The sequence below is a fragment of the Cloacibacterium caeni genome (assembly GCF_907163125.1).
GTDB classification, from domain to species: domain Bacteria; phylum Bacteroidota; class Bacteroidia; order Flavobacteriales; family Weeksellaceae; genus Cloacibacterium; species Cloacibacterium caeni_B.
In genome coordinates, this window is the sequence record NZ_OU015319.1 from 2119603 (window position 1) to 2143329 (window position 23727).

General features: G+C 34.2%; 21 protein-coding genes and 1 riboswitch. Of the genes, 6 read left to right on the plus strand and 15 right to left on the minus strand.

From position 1 onward, the window contains the following. Nucleotides 1-2: 2 nt before the first annotated feature. Nucleotides 3-941 (minus strand): homoserine O-acetyltransferase family protein, encoded by a 939-nt coding sequence (locus KKQ79_RS09820; RefSeq protein WP_250131231.1) that lies wholly within the window; start codon nucleotides 939-941, stop codon nucleotides 3-5. 132 nt (nucleotides 942-1073) lie between these two features. After that, a complete protein-coding gene (locus tag KKQ79_RS09825; RefSeq protein ID WP_213189977.1) occupies nucleotides 1074-2369 on the minus strand; it encodes an O-acetylhomoserine aminocarboxypropyltransferase/cysteine synthase family protein in 1296 nt (431 codons plus the stop codon). 138 nt (nucleotides 2370-2507) lie between these two features. Beyond that, nucleotides 2508-2617, minus strand: a riboswitch (SAM riboswitch). Nucleotides 2618-2860: 243 nt separating this feature from the next. Between KKQ79_RS09825 and KKQ79_RS09830 the strand changes: the two genes are divergently transcribed. After that, nucleotides 2861-5122 carry a glycoside hydrolase family 3 C-terminal domain-containing protein gene (locus tag KKQ79_RS09830; protein WP_213189978.1) on the plus strand — a complete coding sequence of 754 codons (2262 nt, stop codon included), beginning with the start codon at nucleotides 2861-2863 and terminating at the stop codon, nucleotides 5120-5122. A gap of 82 nt (nucleotides 5123-5204) precedes the next feature. On the opposite strand, the gene KKQ79_RS09835 is transcribed toward KKQ79_RS09830, so the two are convergent. Next, a complete protein-coding gene (locus KKQ79_RS09835; protein ID WP_213189980.1) occupies nucleotides 5205-6119 on the minus strand; it encodes a dimethylarginine dimethylaminohydrolase family protein in 915 nt (304 codons plus the stop codon). Nucleotides 6120-6173: 54 nt separating this feature from the next. Next, nucleotides 6174-6941: a tyrosine-type recombinase/integrase gene (locus KKQ79_RS09840; protein ID WP_284070071.1), complete on the minus strand. Its 768-nt coding sequence runs from the start codon at nucleotides 6939-6941 to the stop codon at nucleotides 6174-6176. A gap of 471 nt (nucleotides 6942-7412) precedes the next feature. Between KKQ79_RS09840 and KKQ79_RS09845 the strand changes: the two genes are divergently transcribed. Together KKQ79_RS09845 and KKQ79_RS09850 are read left to right on the plus strand one after the other, a co-directional pair. Then, nucleotides 7413-8648: a TCR/Tet family MFS transporter gene (locus KKQ79_RS09845; RefSeq protein ID WP_213189982.1), complete on the plus strand. Its 1236-nt coding sequence runs from the start codon at nucleotides 7413-7415 to the stop codon at nucleotides 8646-8648. A gap of 193 nt (nucleotides 8649-8841) precedes the next feature. Beyond that, nucleotides 8842-9639, plus strand: a complete 798-nt coding sequence (locus KKQ79_RS09850; RefSeq protein WP_213189983.1) for a cation diffusion facilitator family transporter — start codon at nucleotides 8842-8844, stop codon at nucleotides 9637-9639. Between the two features lie 125 nt (nucleotides 9640-9764). On the opposite strand, the gene KKQ79_RS09855 is transcribed toward KKQ79_RS09850, so the two are convergent. Next, the gene (locus tag KKQ79_RS09855) at nucleotides 9765-11339 is read right to left on the minus strand and encodes an IS1182 family transposase (protein ID WP_213189007.1); all 1575 of its coding nucleotides are present in this window, start codon (nucleotides 11337-11339) and stop codon (nucleotides 9765-9767) included. Nucleotides 11340-11689: 350 nt separating this feature from the next. Between KKQ79_RS09855 and KKQ79_RS09860 the strand changes: the two genes are divergently transcribed. Together KKQ79_RS09860 and KKQ79_RS09865 are read left to right on the plus strand one after the other, a co-directional pair. After that, nucleotides 11690-14080, plus strand: coding sequence for a T9SS type A sorting domain-containing protein (locus tag KKQ79_RS09860; protein ID WP_213189985.1), 2391 nt, complete (start codon nucleotides 11690-11692; stop codon nucleotides 14078-14080). A gap of 93 nt (nucleotides 14081-14173) precedes the next feature. Then, nucleotides 14174-14893, plus strand: a complete 720-nt coding sequence (locus KKQ79_RS09865; protein WP_213189987.1) for a hypothetical protein — start codon at nucleotides 14174-14176, stop codon at nucleotides 14891-14893. Between the two features lie 647 nt (nucleotides 14894-15540). Here the strand turns inward: KKQ79_RS09865 and KKQ79_RS09870 are convergent. Together KKQ79_RS09870 and eno are read right to left on the minus strand one after the other, a co-directional pair. After that, nucleotides 15541-16827, minus strand: a complete 1287-nt coding sequence (locus KKQ79_RS09870; protein WP_213189994.1) for a citrate synthase — start codon at nucleotides 16825-16827, stop codon at nucleotides 15541-15543. Nucleotides 16828-17029: 202 nt separating this feature from the next. Continuing rightward, the gene (eno, locus tag KKQ79_RS09875) at nucleotides 17030-18322 is read right to left on the minus strand and encodes a phosphopyruvate hydratase (protein ID WP_069800936.1); all 1293 of its coding nucleotides are present in this window, start codon (nucleotides 18320-18322) and stop codon (nucleotides 17030-17032) included. A 203-nt stretch (nucleotides 18323-18525) separates the two neighbouring features. Here eno and KKQ79_RS09880 point away from each other — a divergent pair, with 203 nt between their 5' ends. Beyond that, on the plus strand, nucleotides 18526-18957 hold the full coding sequence (locus tag KKQ79_RS09880; RefSeq protein WP_213189996.1) for a hypothetical protein: 432 nt from the start codon (nucleotides 18526-18528) through the stop codon (nucleotides 18955-18957). Nucleotides 18958-19014: 57 nt separating this feature from the next. Here KKQ79_RS09880 and rplQ read toward each other — a convergent pair whose 3' ends face one another. Genes rplQ through secY form a run of 8 tightly spaced genes read right to left on the minus strand, consistent with a single transcriptional unit; the run spans nucleotide 19015 to nucleotide 23722 of the window. Next, the gene (gene rplQ, locus KKQ79_RS09885) at nucleotides 19015-19533 is read right to left on the minus strand and encodes a 50S ribosomal protein L17 (protein ID WP_213189997.1); all 519 of its coding nucleotides are present in this window, start codon (nucleotides 19531-19533) and stop codon (nucleotides 19015-19017) included. 9 nt (nucleotides 19534-19542) lie between these two features. Beyond that, a complete protein-coding gene (locus KKQ79_RS09890; protein ID WP_213189999.1) occupies nucleotides 19543-20538 on the minus strand; it encodes a DNA-directed RNA polymerase subunit alpha in 996 nt (331 codons plus the stop codon). Between the two features lie 31 nt (nucleotides 20539-20569). Then, nucleotides 20570-21178 (minus strand): 30S ribosomal protein S4, encoded by a 609-nt coding sequence (gene rpsD, locus KKQ79_RS09895; RefSeq protein ID WP_213190001.1) that lies wholly within the window; start codon nucleotides 21176-21178, stop codon nucleotides 20570-20572. Between the two features lie 18 nt (nucleotides 21179-21196). Then, on the minus strand, nucleotides 21197-21586 hold the full coding sequence (gene rpsK, locus KKQ79_RS09900) for a 30S ribosomal protein S11 (protein WP_069800926.1): 390 nt from the start codon (nucleotides 21584-21586) through the stop codon (nucleotides 21197-21199). A gap of 16 nt (nucleotides 21587-21602) precedes the next feature. Continuing rightward, nucleotides 21603-21980, minus strand: a complete 378-nt coding sequence (gene rpsM, locus KKQ79_RS09905; protein ID WP_069800924.1) for a 30S ribosomal protein S13 — start codon at nucleotides 21978-21980, stop codon at nucleotides 21603-21605. 9 nt (nucleotides 21981-21989) lie between these two features. After that, nucleotides 21990-22106, minus strand: coding sequence for a type B 50S ribosomal protein L36 (gene ykgO, locus KKQ79_RS09910; RefSeq protein ID WP_004917354.1), 117 nt, complete (start codon nucleotides 22104-22106; stop codon nucleotides 21990-21992). 11 nt (nucleotides 22107-22117) lie between these two features. Further along, nucleotides 22118-22333 carry a translation initiation factor IF-1 gene (gene infA, locus KKQ79_RS09915; protein ID WP_004917349.1) on the minus strand — a complete coding sequence of 72 codons (216 nt, stop codon included), beginning with the start codon at nucleotides 22331-22333 and terminating at the stop codon, nucleotides 22118-22120. A 9-nt stretch (nucleotides 22334-22342) separates the two neighbouring features. Next, complete coding sequence (secY, locus tag KKQ79_RS09920; RefSeq protein WP_104793864.1) at nucleotides 22343-23722, minus strand: preprotein translocase subunit SecY; 1380 nt, start codon at nucleotides 23720-23722, stop codon at nucleotides 22343-22345. Nucleotides 23723-23727 lie beyond the last annotated feature (5 nt).

Sequence of the window (23727 nt, forward strand, 5' to 3'; positions counted from 1 at the left end):
TCTTATAAGTTGAAATGCTTTTTAAGCAATGTTGAAATCTTATCAGTTTCAATTAAAAAACCATCATGTCCATACAATGAAGAAATCACTTCCAACTTAGCGTTTTTAATATGTTCAGCTATAAATTTTTGCTCCGAAACAGGAAAAAGAATATCGCTATCAATTCCTATCACCAAAGTTTCTGCTGTAATTTGGTTCAAAGCATTTTCTACTGAATTCCTTCCTCTTCCCAAGTGGTGAGAATCCATAGCTTTAGAAAGCATGAAATAACTTTCTTTAGAAAATCTTTTTCTGAGTTTTTCTCCTTGATGTCTTTGATAAGAAGCTGCTCTATATTGTTCTAATTTTTCTTCTTCATCAGTTTGAGTGGCTTCAAAAGTATCATAGTTTCTGTACGAAAGCATGGCGATAGCTCTTGCTGCATCTATTCCGTTTTCGCCTAATTCCAGCGCCATTCTTTGTGCTTCGTTAAAAGCAATTCCCCACGCAGAATGCTTTGCATTGGTAGCAATTACAAATAATTTTTTGATAAAATCTGGTTCTGCAATCGCCCACTCTAAACATTGCATTCCGCCGAGAGAACCTCCTAGAAGCAATTCTATTTCAGAAATTTGTAAAAATTTGGCTAACTCTTGGTGAAGTTTTACCATATCACGAATGGTGATTAATGGAGGTTTTTCTTGTTTTTGGAAACTCGTTCCGTAGCAAGAACCTAAAATATTGGCACAAACTATGGTATATTTTTCGGTGTCTAAGGTTAAATTTTTGCCAATGAAATTAGGCCACCAATCTTGCACATCTGAATTTGCAGTTAAGGCATGACAAATCCAAATCACTTTTTTTTCTGGAGCTAATTCACCAAAAATATGATAAGCAATGTTTACATTTTTTATTTCAGTTCCACTTTCTAGGGCAAAACTTCCTGCCGTAAAATTTTCCAAAATTTTCAAATTTATATTAAAAAAAGATTGTTTTAATCTTAAGTTTTGGCTAAAGCCAGTTGAATTTTTATTTTTTGAAATCGGGCTAAAGCCCGATTCTATTGATAATTTCCGATTTCAGCCTTCCAATTTCTATATTTTAGAGAATGATTGCTCTAAATCTGCGATAATATCATCAATATGTTCTATTCCTACGCTTAATCTAATTTGTCCCGGAGTAATTCCTGCTTTTAATCTTTCTTCATCTGAAAGTTGTTCGTGTGTAGTAGAAGCAGGGTTAATAATCAGCGTTTTAGAATCTCCAACGTTTGCTAAATGCGAAATCAATTGTAAATGATCGATGAATTTTACCGCTGCTTCTTTTCCGCCTTTGATTTCAAAATTAAGTACCCCTCCGAAACCTTTTTTCAAATATTTTTTGGCATTTTCATAATCTGGGAAACTAGGCAAACCTGGATACAATACTTTTTCAACTTTAGGGTGATTTTCTAAAAATTCCGCTAATTTCTGAGCATTTTCTACGGTTCTGTCTACTCTAAGCGATAATGTTTCTAAACCTTGAAGCAATAAAAATGAATTGAATGGAGAAATCGTAGGCCCGAAATCTCTAAGACCTTCTACTCTGGCTTTGATGATAAAAGCAATATTTCCAAAAGGTCCATTAACTCCAAAAACATCTGAGAAAACCAATCCATGATAACCATCTGAAGGTTCAGAAAACTGTGGAAATTTACCATTTCCCCAATCGAAATTTCCTCCATCTATGATGATTCCGCCAATAGAAGTTCCGTGACCGCCAATCCATTTGGTTGCAGATTCTACCACTACATTTGCGCCATGTTCAATCGGTCTAAACAAATAACCACCTGCTCCAAAAGTATTATCTACAATAAGTGGAATATTATGTTTTTTAGCCACTGCAGCGACTGCATCAAAATCCGCAACGTTCAACGTAGGGTTTCCTATGGTTTCTAAATAAATCGCTTTGGTGTTTTGGTTAATGAGTTCTTCAAAACTTTCTGGCTCATCGTCTTTAGCAAATTGTGCTTCGATTCCTAATTTTTTGAAAGAAACTTTGAACTGATTATAACTTCCTCCGTACAAATAAGGCGAACTCACAAAATTATCTCCTGCTTGTAAAATATTGGTAATTGCCAAAAATTGCGCAGCGTGACCAGAAGCGGTAGCCAAAGCAGCTACTCCACCGTGAAGTGCAGCCACACGTTTTTCGAATACATCTGTAGTAGGATTCATGAGTCTGGTGTAGATATTCCCAAATTCTTTTAACCCAAAAAGATTGGCAGCATGTTCTGCATTGTTAAAGGTATAAGACGAAGTTTGGTAAAGCGGCACCGCTCTAGAATTGGTAGTTGGGTCGATTTCTTGACCAGCGTGAAGTTGAAGCGTTTCAAATTTTAAATTGCTCATTTTTTTAATAATTTTTTAATTGTTAAATATTAGAGCAACTTATTTGCAGAAAATTCTTGACGAAAGAGCATAAAAAAACTCTTCCGACAAGTCGAAAGAGTTTTTGATATAGTGTATGACTATTTTAAACTGATTTCAGACTTATCTTTCCCGAATTTCGGGGTTGAATTTGGCACCTTACTCTCATTTCTGTTAGCAGGTTGCCAAGGTTTCGCAGGGTCAATTCCCTCCACCTTTCTTAATAAGTTGCGTGTATAAAGAACGTTTATCGTGGTGCAAATATAAAAACAAGTTTTACAGAAAACCAAATTTTTAGAAGAAAAAAAATATTTTTTTCATTTTAACAAATCATAACCAACTGATTAACAGGTGATTTATTGATTTTTATTTTTAAATCTTTAATCTCAAGATAAGTTTTTTGAAAAATTTATTATCTCATTTTGAGATAATAATAAAAAGTTGTAGTTTTACTGAACCAAAAATTAATTCTTATGTTCAAGAAAATTGCACTTGTTTGCTTAGTCTCGTTAATGAGTTTTCAAGCAAAAGCACAAGAAAAAAAGACACAAATTTATTTAGATGATTCGCAACCTATAGAAGTCAGAGTAGAAGATGCACTTTCTAAAATGACTTTAGAAGAAAAAGTAGCGATGCTTCATGCTCAGTCAAAATTCAGTTCACCAGGTGTTCCAAGATTAGGAATTCCAGAATTTTGGACTACCGATGGACCACACGGAATTCGTCCTGAAGTAAAATGGGATGAATGGGATCAAGCTGGTTGGACCAATGACTCCATCATTGCTTATCCTGCGCTTACTGCACTCTCTGCAACATGGAACAAAAAAATGTCTTGGAATTACGGAAAAGCTCTTGGAGAAGAAGCTCGTTATAGAAAAAAAGATATTCTATTAGGACCTGGTGTAAATATTTACAGAACTCCATTAAACGGTAGAAACTTCGAATATATGGGAGAAGACCCATTTTTATCTTCTAAAATGGTGGTTCCATACATTAAAGGGGTTCAATCTAATGGTGTAGCTGCTTGTGTAAAACATTATGCACTTAATAATCAGGAACAATTTAGACATACCAGCAACGTAATTGTAGATGATAGAACGCTGTACGAAATTTATTTACCTGCCTTCAAAGCAGCTGTACAAGAAGGAGACACTTGGTCTATCATGGGAGCTTATGATATGTACAAAAATCAGTATGCAAGTCAAAATCAATATTTATTAAACGATATTCTGAAAAAAGAATGGGGTTTTAAAGGAGTAGTGATTTCTGATTGGGGCGCTGTAAATGATACCAAACAAGCCATTATGAATGGTCTTGACATGGAATTCGGAAGCTGGACAAATGGACTTTCGGAAGGAACTAGCAATGCTTATGACAATTACTATTTGGCACATCCTTATTTAAAACTCATCAAGTCTGGTGAAGTAGGAACTAAAGAATTGGATGATAAAGTAAGAAGAATCCTAAGATTGGCTTTCTTAACCACAATGAATAAAAACAAACCTTTTGGAAACATTGCTTCTGAAGAACATAGAGCGATTGCCAAAGAAATTGGTGAAGAAGGAATTGTATTGCTAAAAAATCAAAAAAATGTATTGCCAATTAACGTTGCCAAAACTAAAAAGATTGCTGTAATTGGTGAAAACGCCATCAAAATGATGACTGTAGGTGGTGGTTCTTCTTCCTTAAAAGTAAAATATGAAACTTTACCTTTAGACGGAATCAAAGCAAGATTCGGGAAAGATGCAGAAGTAGTTTTTGCGAGAGGTTATGTAGGAGATGTAACTGGAGAATATAACGGTGTAAAAACTGGAAAAGACCTTACTGACAAACGTTCACAGGCGGAATTAACCAAAGAAGCGGTAGAACTCGCTAAAAATTCTGACTTTGTAATTTTTGTAGGTGGACTTAATAAAAGTGATTTCCAAGACAGTGAAGGAAATGACAGAAAAGATATGGGCTTGCCTTATCATCAAGATGAATTAATTTCTGCTTTAGCAAAAGTGAACAAAAATTTCTCTGTAGTTTTAGTTTCAGGAAATGCTGTAGAAATGCCTTGGGTAAAAGAAGTTCCTAGCATTGTTCAAGCGTGGTATTTAGGTTCAGAAAGTGGTCATGCTCTCGCTTCAGTTTTAGCAGGTGACGCTAATCCTTCTGGTAAATTGCCTTTCACTTTCCCTGTGAAATTAGAAGACAATTCAGCGCATCAATTAGGAGAATATCCTGGTAATAAAGAAGAATTGGCACAAGGAAAAGGAAAAGACCAACAAAACCCTATCAACATAAAATACAACGAAGGTATTTTCGTAGGTTATCGTTGGCATGACACCAAAAATATCAAACCACTTTTCAGTTTCGGGCATGGATTAAGTTACACCACTTTCGAGATTGGTCAAGCTAAAGCAGACAAAGCCGTTATTACCGAAGATGAGACTATTACGTTTACGATTCCAGTAAAAAATACAGGCAAAAAAGCAGGTGCAGAAGTAGTTCAATTGTACATAAGAGACGTAAAATCTTCTTTGCCAAGACCATTAAAAGAACTGAAAGGTTTTGAAAAAATTTACTTAAATCCGGGTGAACAAAAAGAAGTAACCATCACGATTGACAAATCAGCTTTAAGTTTCTTTGACCCTGTAAAACACGATTGGGTAGCAGAACCTGGTGATTTCGAAGCGCTGATTGGGAATTCTTCAGACGCTATAAAAACGAAAATCAAGTTTTCATTACAATAATTTTTTATTTCTTATTTCTTTAAATCGAAAGGACAACCTCTTTATGAAGTTGTCCTTTTTTATTTTGATAAAAACAATCTAATTATTCTCTAACCAAAGGCATGGTAGAACATCTGAGCAAACCGCCCATTTTAGAAATTTCACGATACGGAATTTCTTCTACCGTAAAACCCCATTCATTTCTCAGAAAGTCATTCATTCTGGTAAAAGTTTCGTCTGAAACCACCACTTCTGGCGAAATAGAGAAAATATTAGGATTCATCTCGAACATTTCTTCTGGTGTAATGTGGAAGCAGTTTTCTTCCCCGAAAATATCGATGATAAGTTGGTAATCACTCTCATCTACAAAACCATCTTTATAGATAATACATTTGTCTTTTCCGATAGGATTAAACGTACAATCTAAGTGCAAAACTCCTTGATACGGAACCTTGTCATTTTTCTTAAGGTCAAGGTCTATGATACGTTTTTTCGGGAAATATTCTTTCAGAATTTCTATGGCGTATTCATTGGTTCTGGCTGTTTTATAATTTCTGTAATCTTCGGAGAAACATGTTCCTACAAACAGAAAATCATCCCAAACAATTACATCTCCGCCTTCTATATGAGCAGTTTCAGGTAGATTAATAATTTTGCGCCATTCTACTTTTTCAAAAATCTTGCGATAAGCTTCCTGTTCATCTGCTCTATCTTTGATGACGTTTGAAATAATCATTTTATCTTCGATGACGAAGGCTACATCTCTTGCGAAAACCTGATTGTAATCTTTGATAATATTCGGTCTGAAAACTTCTACATCATATTTTTTGAGCACTTTTTCGAAGGCGGTCATTTCTGCGATGATGTCTTCTTCTTTAGGATAAATGCCATTTTCTATGGAGTAATATGACTTAGCATCATAACTTTCTTCTAAAGTAGGAACTGGGCCAATAGACTTTGGCTGACCTAGAACTACCGATTTTAATCTGCCTGTTTCGTTTTTTATATTGAGCTTCATAAATAATTTCTGCTTAAAGCAAATATAAATAAAGGTTTTGAAGTGAGGAAATTTTTACAGAAAATCAAGCGGACTTCTTAATTTATGTTTCTGAACATCTGTTATATGAGTGTAAATTTCCGTAGTCTTTATCGAGTTATGCCCAAGAAGCTCTTTAATAATCCTTATATCAGTTCCATTCTCTAATAGATGTGTGGCGTAAGAATGTCTGAGAGTATGCACAGAAGCCTGAGTTTTAATTTTTGCAATTTCTATTGACTTTTTAAGAATCTGCTGAACGCTTCTTGCAGAATATTTTCCGCCAAGTTGCCCTTCAAAAACATATTCTTTTGGTTTGTATTTTTTATAATATTCTCTTAATAGATCTAAAAGTTTGGGTGAAAGCATTACTATTCTATCTTTATTTCCTTTTGATTGTCTAATAACAATACAATCTTGTTCTGATTTTATGTCAGATATTTTTAATTCTAATAATTCACTTAATCTAAACCCGCAAGAATAAATAGTAGTAATGATGGTTTTATGTTTTAGGTTTTCTGTAATATCAATAATTTTTTTAATTTCATTTTGTGTAAGAAATTTTGGTAATTTATTTTCTTTTCTTTTAGGATAAAGATGAGACAGGTTAACTTCTCTATTAAAAATTTCTTTATAAAATTTTTTTAGTGTTGCTAACATTGCTTTTTGATAAGATTGACCAATATTTTTTTCATTCACTAGCCATATAATAAATTTTTCTAACTGATTATCAGTTATATCTTCTGGTTTATACTGATTAGAAATTTTTAAAAAATAAATTAGTTGACTTTTATAATTCTCAATTGTATTTTCTCAGAATCTTTGTACCCTCAGTCTAGTTAAAAATTTGTCTACTAATTTGTAGTCCATATTACAATTATTGCGCAAGTCCAAAATTAATAAAAATAAAATACTGATTATCAAATATTTATATATTTTTATTGTTTTTTTACGCAGGTATATATAATTAAATTATACGCAATGCGTATATTTGGATGTTAGCGGTCATTGTAAAAAGACGACCGTACGAGCATTAAACGCCCGACAAAAAAACTAACGCTTCGTTGGTCTTGTTAATTATTTTTCGCAACTCGTCATTGACTTCTTATACTTTGTTTATATATTTGTGCCATTATGAGGCAATAATATTTTCAGAGCGATCAACGTTTTTTTTTCTTGACCAAATCTGGTTGAGACTTCTTTCCATTGAATTTATTATTAACAAACTGCATTATGCTTTTTCAGAGTAATGCTATAATTTATCGCTTCATAAAAATGAAATCAAATCATAAATCAACATTCATATTTGTATTAATCGTTGTCGTAATTGACACCGCAGGTTTTGGACTAATTTTTCCAGTTCTACCACAACTACTAACTAATCTACTTCATTCAGACATCAGCACAGCCGCCAAATACGGAGGCTGGCTTTCATTTGCTTATGCAATTATGCAATTTGTTTTTGCACCAGTTTTAGGGAATTTAAGCGACCAATATGGCAGGCGACCAGTGCTTTTATGCTCATTGTTTGGGTTCAGTATTGACTGCATTTTTCTTGCTTTTGCACCAAATATTTTGTGGCTTTTTGTTGGGCGGACAATTGCAGGTATAACAGGAGCAAGCTATTCCGTTGCATCTGCTTGTGTTGCCGACTTTAGCACAGACGATAATAGAACTAAAAATTTCGGGCTTATAAACGCAGGTTTTGGTTTAGGGTTTATAATTGGGCCCATAATTGGCGGAACATTGGGACAATTCGGAACTCATACACCCTTTATCGTTGCTGCTATTTTAAGTTTTATCAATTTTATTTTTGGCTATTACTTTTTCCCGGAATCGGTAAAAGCAAATAACCGCAGGAAATTTGACTGGAAAAGAGCTAATCCATTTGGTTCCCTCAAACACTTACAGAAATTCCCATTGATAAAAACTTTAGTGCTATCAATGATTTTTGTTTCCATCGCCAATCACAGTATGGAAAGTGTTTGGGCATTTTTCACCATTGAAAAATTTAAATGGAGCAGCTCTCTTGTTGGCTACTCATTAGCATTTATAGGCATTCTATCAATTATCGTTCAGCTATGGTTAGTCGGTATTTTGGCAAAAAAACTGGGCGATAAACGAATGGCAGTATTAGGGTTTGTACTTATGATGACAGGCTTTTTTCTGTTTGCTTTTACACCGTGGCAATGGTTACTCTTTACAGCATTATTACTTTTCATAGTTGGTGGAATTCAGGGAACAGCCGTTCAAAGTATTATGTCTTCTGCAATGCCCGACAACGAACAAGGCGAACTTCAAGGTGCTTTAGGTAGTTTAATGGGCTTGACAACTCTGGTTGCACCACCGTTAATGACAAGCAGTTTTTCTTACTTTACGGGAGAACAATCCGAGATTTATTTTCCAGGAATTCCTTTTTTAATTGCTTCAATATTGACATTAATTAGTTTAATTTTGTTTCTTAAAAGTTTTAAAAAATCAAATAGACTGCTAAAATCGGTGGACAAGTAATGGCCAAATAGACCGAAAACAACGAACCGCTAACAGCAGCTACCCAAAAGTGGCGGGGAAGTGCGTAAACGGACATTGGTGTTTCAAACAAACATTGAGCGTATAGACAGTTTAGTGTTTCAAAACGCCACCTTCGGGTAGCTGCAATCCGTTAGCAGTAATGGTAGGACGACCCAACCGACAACAATAGAGAATGAGAAAAACGACATTTAAAATATCAAAAATGGACTGCCCATCCGAAGAGCAAATGATACGGATGAAACTTGCCGACTTGACAAACATCAACTCGTTGGACTTTGATATACCTAACAGACAACTGACCGTTTTTCACACAGAAAACCATGACCAAATTTTTCAGCGACTTGACAACTTAAAATTTGATACTTCTCTTATTGATAGCGTTTCGGCAGACAATTACATTGCAACAACCGACAACACTGACCGTGAGAAAAAATTGCTTTGGCAAGTTTTAGCCATAAACTTTTTCTTTTTTGCACTTGAACTTACGACAGGTTTTATTTCAAACTCAATGGGACTTGTAGCGGACAGTTTGGATATGCTTGCCGACAGTATTGTTTACGGACTTGCACTTTTTGCAGTTGGCGGAACAATGACACGAAAGAAAAATATTGCAAAATCGGCAGGTTATTTTCAATTGACACTTGCGGTTTTTGGTTTTATAGAAGTTATCAGACGATTTGTTGGAACGGAAACAATTCCAGCATTTCAGACAATGATAATTATTTCACTTCTTGCTCTTATTGGTAATGGACTTTGTTTGTATTTACTGCAAAAAAGTAAAAGCAAAGAAGCTCATATGCAAGCAAGTATGATTTTTACTTCTAATGACGTAATTGTAAATCTTGGAGTAATCGTAGCAGGCGGACTTGTTTACTTGACAAACTCAAAATATCCTGACCTTATCGTTGGAACAATTGTATTTTTCATCGTTGGACAAGGAGCATTTAAAATTCTAAAACTATCAAAATGACGGACGAAAGAAGAACCACTACTGCTAACAGCGGTAGCTGTTGCACAACTCCTTTTTTTAGAAAATAGTTTTCAAAAACATAAAATTTTGACCTCTTTAGAAGCAATTTTAGAGAGGTTTATTTTTTAATTAAGATTCAAAATCATAAAATTTGGGGTGCTTAAAATTGAGTTATTGATGCTTGGGAAGACTGATTTTATAAAAGCAAAGTTCTTCCCTTGTTTTAGAGATAGAACTTGGGCTAAAACACTCGGTTTTTTGGTGATAAAGCGTAAGTATTTTTTCAAGTTGTAGGTTAAACTTGCCATTAATACGTGTTTGTTTGCGTTTTTGATGCCTCGTGTATTGACTCTCTTCATGTTCGTAAAGTTGACCAACGTTCCTATCACGGGTTCTACTGTTTTACTTCGCACTTTTACCATTTTCTTGGCATATTTCTCGTTTTGGGTGAGTTTTTGGTGCATGCGGTCGTAATGTTCTTTGTGGATGCTGTCGTCTAATTTTTTGAACTTGGTGCTTTTGCCACAGCATTGTTCTCTTAGTGGACAGTTTTTGCAATCTGTTTCGCTACTTCGGTACGTTCGTTTGGTGTAGCCTTTACTATCCCTTTTTTCGCCTTTGAAAAGCAGTTTCGCTTGGTTGCCTTCGGGTTTTGTGCATTGGTAATAATTTTCTTCTTTGTTGAAGGTAAAACCTTCTCGCTCGGGTTTGTATTGTCCGAAGTTTGGGATGTAAGCGTTGATGTTTTTTTCATGTAAATACGCCAATGCTTCACCACTGCTGTAACCACCATCGGCTAAGAGTTCTTCGAGTTCGATTCCGTTTTCTTTTAAGTTTTCTTCGGTAAGTTCTACAATTTGTTCTAAACATTGACTGTCGCGTTTATCAGCAAAATCAGAACACGCTCCTGTAATGACATGGTGCGCATCGTCTACTGCGATTTGTCCAAAATAATTTAATTGTCTCGCTTTGCCAGGTTTTACGCTTACTCTGGCATCTGTATCTGTGGGAGAATAATGGGTGTGATTAGACAAGTATTTGGGACGGATGAGATTGCCGTTTTCGTCGGTTTGATTGCTGTTGCTATTTGCTGGCATTCCTTTATACGCTTCTGCTTTCCAATCGTGGTGGCGTTCTACCAGTTTCTTGCGGGTGGAAGTTACTTTGTATTCGCTGTTTTCTTCTAATTCGTTTACAAAAGCACTGGCATCTTCCAAAACTTCCTTCTCTACCAAACTATCCATACTGGCGTTGGCTTTGATGAAAACGCTGTCCACCGCTTGTCGTTTACCACGAACCATGCCTTTAGAAACGCACATTCTCAAGACTTCTTTAAACAAGTTTAAAAACACTTCTTCGCCATATAAATTGCGAGTTCGGCTAATGGTACTGTGCCAAGGAAGCTGCTCATGTACATCATAACCTAAAAACAATCGTATCGACAAGCTATCACTACAAAAAGCAATTAATTGTCGATCACTATTGATGTTATTCAAATATCCCACCAACAATATCTTAAAGAAAACTACAGGATCTATACTCTCTTGGCCTTCTTTGCCATAATACTTTTGAGTAGCTTTGTAAATGAAATGTAAATTGAGTTCGGTTTGCAATTTTCTGTAAAAATTATCCTCTGGAACCAAATCCAACAAATTAACCGAAACAAATAATTGGGGCGTAAAACTCTTCTTTCCTTGCATATTTAAATTTACGAAATATCCAATTTTTATACAAATTTTTGTATATTTGAGTTGTGCAACAAGCACAGCGGTTTGGCAAAAGGCGGGGTTTCGTGCTTCGTAGAAACATTTGTGCAAGGTTCAACATTTGTACTTCGTTTAAACTTTAGTGCTAAAAATCCCGCCCTTCGCCAAGCCGCAAAACGTTGCAAGAAACCTTATGACGAACATCACGCTAAAAAGAAAACCTTATATAATAAATGAAATACACTTTTCACAACAAAAAATGACCGTTTGGTGTTTACCATTTTTTATATCAGATAGATTAACCTAATTTTGCAAATAACCATAAACCAAACTTTATACATAAAATGAAAACAATCTTACTTTTTTTACTACCTCTATTTTCTTTTAGTCAAACTGAGATAGTCTCAAATATAGATTTTGGGTCTTCTATTGATTTCACGAATCAACCTATTTCTCCGCAATCAGACTTTTCAAAATCACAAGTTATATATTACAAATCTGATCTGAATTTTAAAGGTTTAATAAATCAGATAAGGTACTTAACCTCTTTTTCTAGTATATCACTTGAAAACTCTAGTCAATGGATTGTTAAATTAGGAACAACAAGCATTGAGGAATTTGGCAATGGTGTTGGGTTCATCAACCAATCTGAACTTACTGAAGTTTTTAATGGTTCTATTGCTAGAGGTTCTGGAGAAGTAATAATTAATTTTACAACGCCGTTTAATTATACAGGAACAGAAAATTTAGTTATCCAAGTAGAAGAAATCGCTCCAGGTTCAACCTCGAGCGCATTATCAGGATTTAAAGGAGGAGAAAACTTTAATAATCCTCCCAAAAGAAGTATTATGTCGTTGACCGATTCATCTGGAACATCAGTGCTAATTGAAAATTCCTATCCAGCAACACGTTTTTTTGGGTCACTTGAACGTTGCATTTCTCCAACATTTCAAACTGGTGTTCAAAACATAACTCAATCAACTGCAACTATAAACTTTCAAAACAATCCGTTAATTAATGCTTACCATTATTCTGTTTATCCAGATGGCACTACTATTCCTTCTACTCTGAAAACCACTACTTCTAATACTCTTAACTTAACCAACTTACTTCCAGCAGAAAAATACCGATTTAGTGCTACATCCGACTGTGATAGTCCAGCACCACGATATGCTAACCAAACTTTCTCAACAAAACCTTTAGAAATTAGTGTCCCACACATCATTACTTTTGATGGACAGTATTCTAGAGACTATTTTTTACCTACAGGATATTTAGGAAACTCATCTGTTAGTGCAGTTGCAGCAGATAATTCAACTAATGGATTACTCTTTAGATCATCTGATTTTAAGTTGGGTACACCAAGTTATACAGAAGCTGGAAATATTTGGGATAATAATTCTGATTATATTGCCCAAGCAGAATTTTTGGTTGACTTGACCAATAACCCCGTTAATCCTATATTTAGTTTCAGATTAAAACAAAAATTAAAGTCGAACTTACGAGTACTAATTGACAATTTGCAAGTAGGTTGGACCTACAGAACAACCACAAGCGATGATACTGAATTTCAAACTGTTATTGTAGATTTAAAAAAATACATAGGCAAAAAATTCACATTAACTATAGAACATGTAAGCGATTTTTATAGTCCAAACAATCAAAGAAGTGCATGGGTTGATACCATTGAATTAAAAGAAGAAAGTTGCTCTATCACCGATCAAGAAATAAGTATTTCAAAAACAACAAATTCCATAACTTTATCAGGGCTTGATAGCACCACATTGTATGATATTGCCTTTGTTAGCCAAGCATTAGAATTAACAGATGATAGTTGGATTAGCTCCACTTTACCCTATACTTTTCAAAATTTGAGTGTTGCTTCTCCGTATAAAATTTATATTCGAAAAAAATGTAGTTCGAAAAATAGCAAGTGGAATGAATTTTTTGTTTCTACATTACCCAATATTATTTCGCCACCTTATTCTGTTTTTTTTACTACCAATACAACAGGACAGTTTGTATCACCACAATTCAGCCTTTTTGGCACAGTAAATTACACCAGTGGCAACCCAGCCGTTTCGTTACATCAACGAGGAACAGAAATAACTTGGATTGGAGGTAACAATACTACAGAATCTCAAGCTTGGAATGAAAATAAAGATTTTATTTCATCTTTGTTCATGAAAGTTGATGCTCAAAATACAACTACTTTGAATATGACCGTAAGACATCGAGTTAGACGATTTGGAACAGTCAATAATTCTTGGTTTAGAGTTTTGGTAAATGGTACACAAATTGGACCAAGTTATCAAGGTGCTGTAAATGCTCAATATCAAAATTTGATTATCAATCTTGATAGCTATGCAGGAACACAATTTACGGTGGAATTACAACACTCTGGTCGATTCGAAGGCTACTTATTTAATGGAGCTGATGATAGAGTTGATATTGCAAGTGTTGTTTTTGATAAAGTAACATTGGGAGTAGTCGAAAATAGCCTCAAAAATTTCAAAATTTTCCCAAATCCAACAGATGAAATTTTATTTATTGAAACCATTGATAAACAAATTCAAAAAATTGAACTTTTTGATTTACAAGGCAGGTTATTAAAAACGATAAACGAAAACAAAGAAAAATATCAGATTGATATTTCCAATTTTTTATCTGGAACCTATCTTATAAAACTATCAGAAGAAAAAGGAAGTCAAACAGTAAAAATTGTAAAGAAATAAAAATAAAGCCCTTTGAAGAAATTTTAAAGGGCTTTTAATTTTCAATTAAATTATTTCTTATTTTTGCACTATAAACTTTTAAATCAAAATATTATGGCTTCAAATTCAGAAACGGGTCACAATAAAAATGTGGCAAATTTTAGTACCGCTTACCAAATTTTAGAAGAAATGGGTACGCTTTACAATCCATCTAATGCAAAAATACAGTTAGTGAACCTCGACCCTATCCGTACTTCATTGCAAACTGTAATTACAGAGTTAAACAATAAGAAACCAATTTATAAAAATGCGGTTTCAGCTCGTGAAGTTGCTATTGCTCCATTGGGAAAACTAATGACAAAATCTTCAAACTTTGCAAAATCATTAGATATTTCAGCCACAGACAAAGAAAACATAACAAATCAAGCTAAAAAAATACGTGGCGACCAAAAACCAAAATCAGTAAACCCAGAAACTACAGAAACAGATGGTATTTCTACCTCACAAATGAGTTATGACAGCCGTATTGCTAATTTAGATACATACACAACTCAATTAGCTTCACATCCAGAATATGCTCCCAACGAAACAGAAATACAAATTACAAGTTTACAAGCATTACATTCAAATTTGGTTACATTAAGTCAAGCAGTAAATTCAGCAGGTAATGCTTTAATTACTGCAAGATCAAGCAGAAATAATATTTTGTACAAAAATGAAACAAATGTAATACAGTTAATTAAAGATGTTAAAGCCTATTTAAAATCATTAGGAGATGCAGGAAAACCATATTACAACGCAATTGTAAAACTACAATTCAAAGAAACTAAATAAAAAAGAGATAACACAAAAGGGCTACCTCCCTTTTGTGTTATTCTTTCTATTTTTAATAATAAGCCATAGTAAAACCCTAATAATCAATCAACAATTTATATAAACGCTTCGTAAAACAATAATAACGAATAGTTAAAAACAAATAACAAACCTTCAACTCCTAATATTGAATCTGTAAATTTTAATAAGACATAGTAAATTAACATTAACAAACCTGCAATTCCTAACAACATATCCGCAACTCATAATATTGAACCTGCAAAACCTAATAATGAATAGTAAAAACCTAATATCGAACCTGAAAAATTTGATAATGAAAAGCAAAAAACTAAATGCAAACCTTAAACCAATAAGTACCGACAAATGAAAGGCTTCTTGCAACAAGCGTTTTGCAAGATTGCGGGGTAAGTGATTAATTTAAAGTTTTGGCTTATCTTTGAGGTCAGTGATTAACCGAAAGTTACGGCTAATTTAGTCCGCAACCTCGCAAAGCCTGGGAACGTTATGGCAAAAATCCGCTCTGCTATTTTTTTTTAATTTATCCGCAAACCGGATTTTTTGTAGCTTAATTCAATCATCTTTCTTCTCAATAAAAACAAAAAGCCTCTCAAAATTTGAGAGGCTTCCTTTTTATAAATTTGTCAAAATTATCTGTTTTCCATAGGAACATAGTCACGTTTTGGAGCACCTTGATACACTTGTCTTGGTCTACCAATTGGGTCACCGTGAAGACGCATTTCTTTCCACTGAGAAATCCATCCTGGTAAACGTCCTAATGCAAACATTACTGTAAACATTTCTGTAGGAATTCCTAATGCTCTATAGATAATACCAGAGTAGAAATCTACGTTTGGATATAGTTTTCTTTCTACGAAGTAATCATCTTCTAGCGCTACTCTTTCTAATTGCATTGCAATGTCTAGAGCTTTGTCGTGAACTCCTAGTTTGTTTAAGATATCGTCTGCAGCTTTTTTGATGATTTTAGCTCTTGGGTCAAAGTTTTTATAAACTCTATGCCCGAATCCCATTAATCTGAAGCTGTCTTCTTTATCTTTTGCTTTTTGTACATATTTAGCAACATCTCCACCGTCTTTTTCAATCATTTCTAGCATTTCGATTACTGCTTGGTTTGCACCACCGTGAAGTGGTCCCCATAATGCAGAAACTCCCGCAGAAATAGATGCAAATAAACCAGTGTGAGCAGAACCTACCATTCTTACTGTAGAAGTAGAACAGTTTTGTTCGTGGTCTGCGTGTAGAATTAGTAATTTGTCTAGCGCAGCTACAACTACTGGATCAATTTCGAAATCTTCGTATGGTTTTCTGAACGTCATTTTGTAGAAATTCTCTACATAATTTAGACTGTTATCTCCGTGATTAAGCGGGAAACCATTGGTTTTTCTGTAAGTCCAAGCACAAAGATGAGCGAATTTAGCCAATAATAATTCTGCAGCATGGTCCATTTCTTCTTTAGATTTTACGTCTACAGCTTTTGGGTTAAATGCTGTAAGCGCAGAAGTAAGAGCAGAAAGTACACCCATAGGATGCGCAGAACGTGGGAAAGCATCAAGAATTTTTTTCATTTCTTCGGCTACGAAGTTGTAATTCTTAATGTTATTCTCGAATTGCGTAAACTGAGTAGCGTTTGGTAATTCACCGTGAAGCAATAAGTACATTACTTCAGAAAAATTAGATTTCTCCGCAATTTGCTCAATAGGATAACCTCTGTAGAAAAGTTCTCCCAAATCACCATCTAAGTAAGTAATATCACTTAAAGTGGCTCCTGTATTTTTATAGCCTAGGTCTAAAGTAATAAGTCCGGTTTGATCTCTCAACTTAGAAATATCAATACCTCTATCACCAATTGTGCTTTCTACGATAGGATACTCATAAGAATTTCCGTCGTAATTGAGTATAACTTTATTATCTGACATGTTTTAGAATATATTTTCAGTAAAAATACAAAAAAAAGAATTTTAGCGAAAACTTTCTATTATGCAAACCTATTTATTTTTACTATATCTGTAATAAACTTGCTAAATTGATATAGTTGCTGTTTTTAAAAATAAAATTACTATGAAGAATCCACAAAAAAACCTCCTAAAGTAGGAGGTTTTTCAGATTTATGTAGATATATTATCTTTTAATTTTAAAAGCATCTAATCCTGGGAAAATTGCATTCTCGCCTAGAGCTTCTTCGATTCTTAATAATTGGTTATACTTCGCCATTCTATCAGAACGAGAAGCAGAACCTGTTTTAATCTGACCACAGTTGCAAGCTACCGCTAAATCTGCAATTGTAGCATCTTCAGTTTCACCAGATCTGTGAGACATTACTGATGTATACTTATTATGCTGAGCCATTTGTACTGCTGCTAAAGTTTCAGATAATGAACCGATTTGGTTTACTTTAACCAAGATTGAATTAGCGATATTTTCTTTAACTCCTCTAGAAAGTCTTTCTACGTTTGTTACAAATAAATCGTCTCCTACTAATTGTACTCTATCACCGATTTTATCAGTTAACATTTTCCAACCTTCCCAGTCGTTTTCTTGCATACCATCTTCAATAGAGATAATTGGATATTTGTTTACCAATTCTGCTAAGTAAGAAACTTGTTCGCTGCTTGTAAATTGTGCAGAATCTGGAGTTTGGAATTTTCTATAATCGTAGATTCCATCTTTGTAGAATTCTGAAGAAGCACAGTCTAATGCAATCATTACATCATCACCTGGCTTATAACCTGCTTTTTCGATTGCTTTAAGTAAAGTATCTAAAGCGTCTTCAGTTCCTTTGAAAGTTGGCGCAAAACCACCTTCGTCACCTACAGCAGTAGATAAACCTCTGTCATGAAGAATAGATTTAAGATTATGGAAAATTTCAGTTCCTTTTCTCAAAGCGTGAGAGAAAGAATCTGCTTTTACTGGCATAATCATAAATTCTTGGAATGCAATTGGCGCATCTGAGTGAGAACCACCATTAATTACATTCATCATAGGAACAGGAAGTGTATTAGCATTTACACCACCAATATATTTGTAAAGAGGTTGTCTTAATTCAGCAGCAGCAGCTTTAGCAGCAGCTAAAGAAACTCCTAAAATAGCATTAGCACCTAAGTTTCCTTTGTTTTTTGTGCCATCTAAGTCAATCATAATTTGATCGATAAGATTTTGGTCAAAAACTGGAAGTCCTACTAATTCTGGAGCGATTACTTCTTTTACATTTTCTACGGCCTTCAGTACGCCTTTCCCCATATATTCTGAACCGCCATCGCGTAATTCTACTGCTTCGTGTTCTCCGGTAGAAGCACCAGAAGGAACAGCTGCACGTCCCATTGCACCGCTTTCGGTAAATACATCAACTTCTACAGTTGGATTTCCTCTAGAATCCAAAATTTGTCTTGCTTCAATAAATGAAATGTAACTCATATTATTCTATTTTAAAGTTTCTATTGTAGGGCTAATCTTTCAAAAAAATGAAGACTAGCTCTTTTCTTATTTTTTGCATTGCAAATTTACGCATAATTTAGCAATGTAAGTTTATGATTTTTGTAGGGTATTTTTTGTATTTTTAAAATATAAAATCCTTCAAATTTTATTTAAAGATACTTATTAATTTTTAAAAAATTGCAATGAAAAAATCTTTTAACTATATCTTAATATTAGGCTTCATAGGCATTATCAGCTGTGACAAGGAAAACAAAACCGCCATAGAAAAGGAAGTAAAAGTAGTCAAAACAATAGATGCTAATGGAGTAAGCAAAACAGATTCTGTAATTTTAGAAAAAACCAATTTAGAGGGCAAGATGACCAAAACCGAAAATAAAATTGAAAAAAAGGAGTACGTTTATCATGCTTTTGATGGTACAGAAGCCAAGGTAACTTTTACTACGGGAACTAAGGAAGGTAACTTTATACTTATTGAAAGAAATAAACTTAAGATAGAATTGCCTCAAATCGAAAGTGATATTTATGAAAAAGATGGTATAAAGGCAATATCTAAAGGCGATTTACTAACCATTACCCAAAACGGACAAATTTTCGAGTTAAGTCGTAAAAAATAAGCATAAAAAAACCATTCAGAAATCTGAATGGTTTTTTATTTATAGAAATTCTGAGAATTATTCTTCAGTTTTTTCTTCTGTAGCTTCAGCTTTTGGCTCTTCTACTACAGCAGTTTCTTCTACCACTGGAGTAGCTACTACAGCAGCAGCTTCTTTCTTAGTAGATCTTCTGCTTCTTCTAGTTGCTTTTTTCTCTTCAGCATTAGGATTGTAAAGTTCATTGAAATCTACAAGCTCGATTAATGCAGTATCTGCAGCATCACCAGGTCTGAAACCAGTCTTGATGATTCTAGTGTAACCACCATTTCTGGTAGCAATTTTAGGAGCTACAGTTCTGAAAAGTTCTGCAACTGCTTCTTTACTTTGTAAGTAAGAGAAAGCAATTCTTCTGTTGTGCGTAGTATCTTCTTTAGCTTTAGTTAAGATAGGTTCTACGTATACTCTTAAAGCTTTAGCTTTAGCAACAGTAGTATTTATTCTTTTATGTTCAATTAGTGAGCATGCCATGTTAGAAAGCAAAGCGCTTCTGTGAGAGGCTGTTCTACCTAAGTGATTGAATTTTTTTCCGTGTCTCATTGTTAAGGATTATTTATCAGCGTCTAACTTATATTTTGCAACATCAAACCCGAAGTTTAGTCCTTTTGAGTGAACAAGTTCTTCAAGTTCTGTCAATGATTTCTTACCGAAATTTCTGAATTTCATCAAATCAGACTTACTATAAGAAACTAATTCACCTAGAGTTTCTACTTCAGCTGCTTTTAGACAGTTAAGAGCTCTCACAGAAAGATCCATATCTGCTAATTTAGACTTAAGTAATTGTCTTGTGTGAAGGGTTTCTTCATCGTATTGGATTGATGCTTTTACAGCTTCAGTTTCTAGAGTAATTCTCTCATCAGAGAATAACATGAAATGATAAATTAATATCTTAGAAGCTTCAGTTAAAGCATTTTGAGGGGTGATAGAACCATCCGTCTCAATGTCTAATACTAGTTTTTCGTAGTCTGTTTTTTGCTCTACACGATAGTTTTCAATGCTATATTGAACTTTCTTAATAGGAGTAAAGATAGAGTCAATTGCAATCGTTCCTATAGGTGCATTGTTAGATTTGTTTTGTTCTGAAGGAACATAACCTCTTCCTTTGTCGATGTTGAAATTCATTTCGAAAGACACCTCTTTTGTCAAGTTGCAGATTACTAAGTCTGGATTAAGTACCTCGAAGTTATTCATCGAGCTAGCAAAATCACCTGCAGTGATTACTTCTTTACCAGAAACTTTCACACTTACTTGTTCTGCTGATGTGTTTTCTACTTTTGCTTTAAGTCTTAATTGCTTAAGGTTAAGGATGATTTCCGTAACATCTTCTATTACACCTGGAATTGTTGAAAATTCGTGCTCTACTCCTTCTATTTTGATAGATGTGATAGCATATCCTTCTAGAGAAGAAAGTAAAACTCTTCTCAAAGCATTACCGATAGTAAGTCCGAATCCTGGCTCTAATGGTCTAAATTCGAATTGACCTTTGAAATCCGTAGAATTAAGTAGAATTACTTTGTCGGGTTTTATGAATTGTAAAATTGCCATAATATTGGGTTGAGCAAAAATTTGATTAAAATTATTTAGAGTATAATTCGACGATTAGCTGTTCTTTGATATCTTCAGGGATCTGAATTCTTTCAGGAGCTGAGATAAAAGTACCTTCTTTCTTTTCGTCGTTAAATTGTAACCATTCATAAGATGATTTAGAAGCTAATGAATCAGCAATTACTTCTAGAGACTTAGATTTTTCTCTAATAGCGATTACGTCACCTGCTTTTAATAAATATGAAGGGATGTTTACAATTTCTCCGTTTACTGTTACGTGTCTGTGAGAAACTAACTGTCTAGCACCAGCTCTGGTTTTAGAAAAACCTAATCTGTATACTACGTTATCTAATCTAGATTCACATAATTGTAAAAGAACCTCACCTGTAACGCCTTTGCTTCTGTGCGCTTTATCGAAAAGGTTAGCAAATTGTCTTTCTAAGATACCGTAAGTATATTTAGCTTTTTGTTTTTCAGCTAACTGTACAGCATATTCAGATTTTTTAGCACCTCTTCTTTTGTTAGGTCCGTGTTGTCCTGGTGGTTGATTTTTTCTTTTTTCGAAACTTTTATCGTCTCCGTAAATTGCAGCACCAAATTTACGTGCAATTTTAGTTTTTGGTCCAATATATCTTGCCATAGGTTAAATTTCTAAAAATTAAACTCTTCTTCTTTTAGGTGGTCTACATCCATTGTGTGGCATAGGAGTCACGTCAATGATTTCTGAAACTTCAATTCCTGAATTGTGAATAGATCTGATAGCAGATTCTCTACCTGCACCTGGACCTTTCACAAACACCTTTACTCTTCTTAAACCAGCTTCGTAAGCTACTGAAGAGCAATTTTCTGCAGCCATTTGAGCTGCGAATGGAGTATTCTTTTTAGAACCTCTGAATCCCATTTTACCGGCAGAAGACCAAGAAATTACTTCTCCGTTTTTGTTTGTCAAAGAAATAATAATATTATTGAAAGAAGCTTGGATATGTGCTTCACCAATAGCTTCTACTTTTACTTTTCTTTTTTTAACTACTTTAGTTTGTTTTGCCATAATTCTAATCTAAAGATTATTTACTTGCTTTTTTCTTGTTAGCAACTGTTTTTCTCTTTCCTTTACGGGTTCTAGAATTGTTTTTCGTTCTTTGGCCTCTTAAAGGTAATCCCAGTCTGTGACGTATTCCTCGTTGGCAACCTATGTCCATCAATCTCTTGATGTTCAATTGCACTTCAGAACGTAATTCACCTTCTACTTTAATGTTTTCAGTGATGTAATTTCTGATTGCAGCCAATTCATCGTCATTCCATTCGTTGACTTTCTTGTCTTCGCTGATACCGGCATTTTTAAGGATTTCAGAAGCTGTGCTTCTACCAATTCCGTAAATGTAAGTTAAACCGATAACGCCTCTTTTGTTTTTTGGTAAATCAATACCTGAAATTCTCGCCATAATTTAATTTTAGCCTTGTCTTTGTTTAAATTTTGGGTTCTTCTTGTTAATAATGTACAATCTGCCTTTTCTTCTTACGATTTTGCAATCTGCACTTCTTTTTTTAATTGATGCTCTAACTTTCATTAGTATTTAATTTAATATCTAAATGTTATTCTTCCTTTTGATAAATCATAAGGAGAGAGTTCTAATTTTACCTTGTCTCCTGGTAAAAGTTTTATGTAATGCATTCTCATTTTCCCTGAAATATGAGCGATGAGAACATGCCCATTTTCCAGTTCCACACGGAACATGGCGTTAGATAGTGCCTCCACTATAACGCCATCTTGTTCTATATGTTTTTGTTTTGCCATAGATGTTTTTTATAAGTTTGATGTTCTAGATAATTTAGATTGCATCAATCCATCATAGTGATGGTTCAACAAATACGTATTGATTTGCTGAACTGTATCTAAAATTACTCCTACCATGATCAATAAAGAAGTTCCTCCGAAAAAATGGGAGAATCCTTCAGTCTGAACAAAGCCTCCATGCACTAAAGCTGGAAGGATTGCAAAGATAGATAAAAAAAACGCACCTGGCAAGGTTATTTTAGATAAAATATCATCTAAGTAATTTGCAGTCTCTTGTCCTGGTCTTACTTTCGGTATTAAACCTCCATTTCTCTTTAAGTCATCTGCCATTTGATTCACTGGAATAGTGATGGCTGTGTAGAAATAAGAGAAGATGATAATTAAAATTACTAATAATACATTATACTGCCAGCTGAATGGATTTTTGAATCCTGCTAAGAAAGTATTGGTATCATCGAATTTAGTTAACAAACCAGGAACAAACATTAATGCTTGTGCGAAAATTAGTGGCATTACTCCAGATGCATTTACTTTTAGAGGAATCCATTGTCTTGCTCCTTGTAATAAATTTCTGTTTGCACCACCTGTTGCGTGAGCTCTACTTACATACTGAATAGGAATTTTTCTTACCGCAACTGAAAGTACAATTGCTAATAAGATTACTACCAACCAGAATAAAACTTCGATGAGAATCATGATGCTTCCTAAACCTCCGTTTCCTGTTTGAGTAGTAAATTCTTGTAAAAATGCAGTTGGTAAACCAGCTAGAATCCCTACCATAATTAAGATAGAAATCCCGTTACCAATACCTTTATCTGTAATTTTTTCTCCTAACCACATTGCAAAGATAGAACCTGCAACTAATATCACTACACTTGGAACATAAAATGCAATAGATTGCGGATCAATATAATACGCAGATCTAAACTGTTCGTAAGGTAAAAAAACCTGTGTAATAGTACCTAGGTAAAATGGTGCTTGTACGAGACAAACACCTATTGTTAACCATCTTGTAATCTGATTTAAGGTTTTTCTACCACTTTCACCATCTTTCTGAAGTTTCTGTAAATAAGGAATTGCCATTCCCATAAGCTGCACAATAATAGATGCGGAAATGTACGGCATGATTCCTAAAGCCATGATTGAAGCATGACTGAAAGCTCCTCCAGTAAATGATGATAATAGACCTAATAGACCTGCAGCTTGTTTACCGCCACCTTGTTTCTGAAAATGATCTAATAAATTTCCTACTTCTGCCATGTTAATAGCTGGTAGAGAAATATAAGAAGCAAATCTATATACTAGAATCAAAGAAAGAGTGACAATAATCTTGTCCCTCAATTCTTGTAAACTCCAGATGTTTTTAAGTGTTTGAATAAAACCTTTCATTTGTT

Bases quoted from the DNA above. Each gene is read 5' to 3' on its own strand.
- KKQ79_RS09890 (WP_213189999.1), bottom strand. From the start codon at position 20,538: ATGGCAATTTTACAATTCATAAAACCCGACAAAGTAATTCTACTTAAT.
- KKQ79_RS09830 (WP_213189978.1), top strand. From the start codon at position 2,861: ATGTTCAAGAAAATTGCACTTGTTTGCTTAGTCTCGTTAATGAGTTTT.
- ykgO (WP_004917354.1), bottom strand. From the start codon at position 22,106: ATGAAAGTTAGAGCATCAATTAAAAAAAGAAGTGCAGATTGCAAAATC.
- rplQ (WP_213189997.1), bottom strand. From the start codon at position 19,533: ATGAGACACGGAAAAAAATTCAATCACTTAGGTAGAACAGCCTCTCAC.
- rpsM (WP_069800924.1), bottom strand. From the start codon at position 21,980: ATGGCGAGAATTTCAGGTATTGATTTACCAAAAAACAAAAGAGGCGTT.
- rpsD (WP_213190001.1), bottom strand. From the start codon at position 21,178: ATGGCAAGATATATTGGACCAAAAACTAAAATTGCACGTAAATTTGGT.
- KKQ79_RS09835 (WP_213189980.1), bottom strand. From the start codon at position 6,119: ATGAAGCTCAATATAAAAAACGAAACAGGCAGATTAAAATCGGTAGTT.
- eno (WP_069800936.1), bottom strand. From the start codon at position 18,322: ATGAGTTACATTTCATTTATTGAAGCAAGACAAATTTTGGATTCTAGA.
- infA (WP_004917349.1), bottom strand. From the start codon at position 22,333: ATGGCAAAACAAAAACATATAGAACAAGATGGCGTTATAGTGGAGGCA.
- KKQ79_RS09825 (WP_213189977.1), bottom strand. From the start codon at position 2,369: ATGAGCAATTTAAAATTTGAAACGCTTCAACTTCACGCTGGTCAAGAA.
- KKQ79_RS09845 (WP_213189982.1), top strand. From the start codon at position 7,413: ATGAAATCAAATCATAAATCAACATTCATATTTGTATTAATCGTTGTC.
- KKQ79_RS09860 (WP_213189985.1), top strand. From the start codon at position 11,690: ATGAAAACAATCTTACTTTTTTTACTACCTCTATTTTCTTTTAGTCAA.
- KKQ79_RS09855 (WP_213189007.1), bottom strand. From the start codon at position 11,339: ATGCAAGGAAAGAAGAGTTTTACGCCCCAATTATTTGTTTCGGTTAAT.
- rpsK (WP_069800926.1), bottom strand. From the start codon at position 21,586: ATGGCAAAACAAACTAAAGTAGTTAAAAAAAGAAAAGTAAAAGTAGAA.
- KKQ79_RS09880 (WP_213189996.1), top strand. From the start codon at position 18,526: ATGAAAAAATCTTTTAACTATATCTTAATATTAGGCTTCATAGGCATT.
- KKQ79_RS09870 (WP_213189994.1), bottom strand. From the start codon at position 16,827: ATGTCAGATAATAAAGTTATACTCAATTACGACGGAAATTCTTATGAG.
- secY (WP_104793864.1), bottom strand. From the start codon at position 23,722: ATGAAAGGTTTTATTCAAACACTTAAAAACATCTGGAGTTTACAAGAA.
- KKQ79_RS09850 (WP_213189983.1), top strand. From the start codon at position 8,842: ATGAGAAAAACGACATTTAAAATATCAAAAATGGACTGCCCATCCGAA.
- KKQ79_RS09865 (WP_213189987.1), top strand. From the start codon at position 14,174: ATGGCTTCAAATTCAGAAACGGGTCACAATAAAAATGTGGCAAATTTT.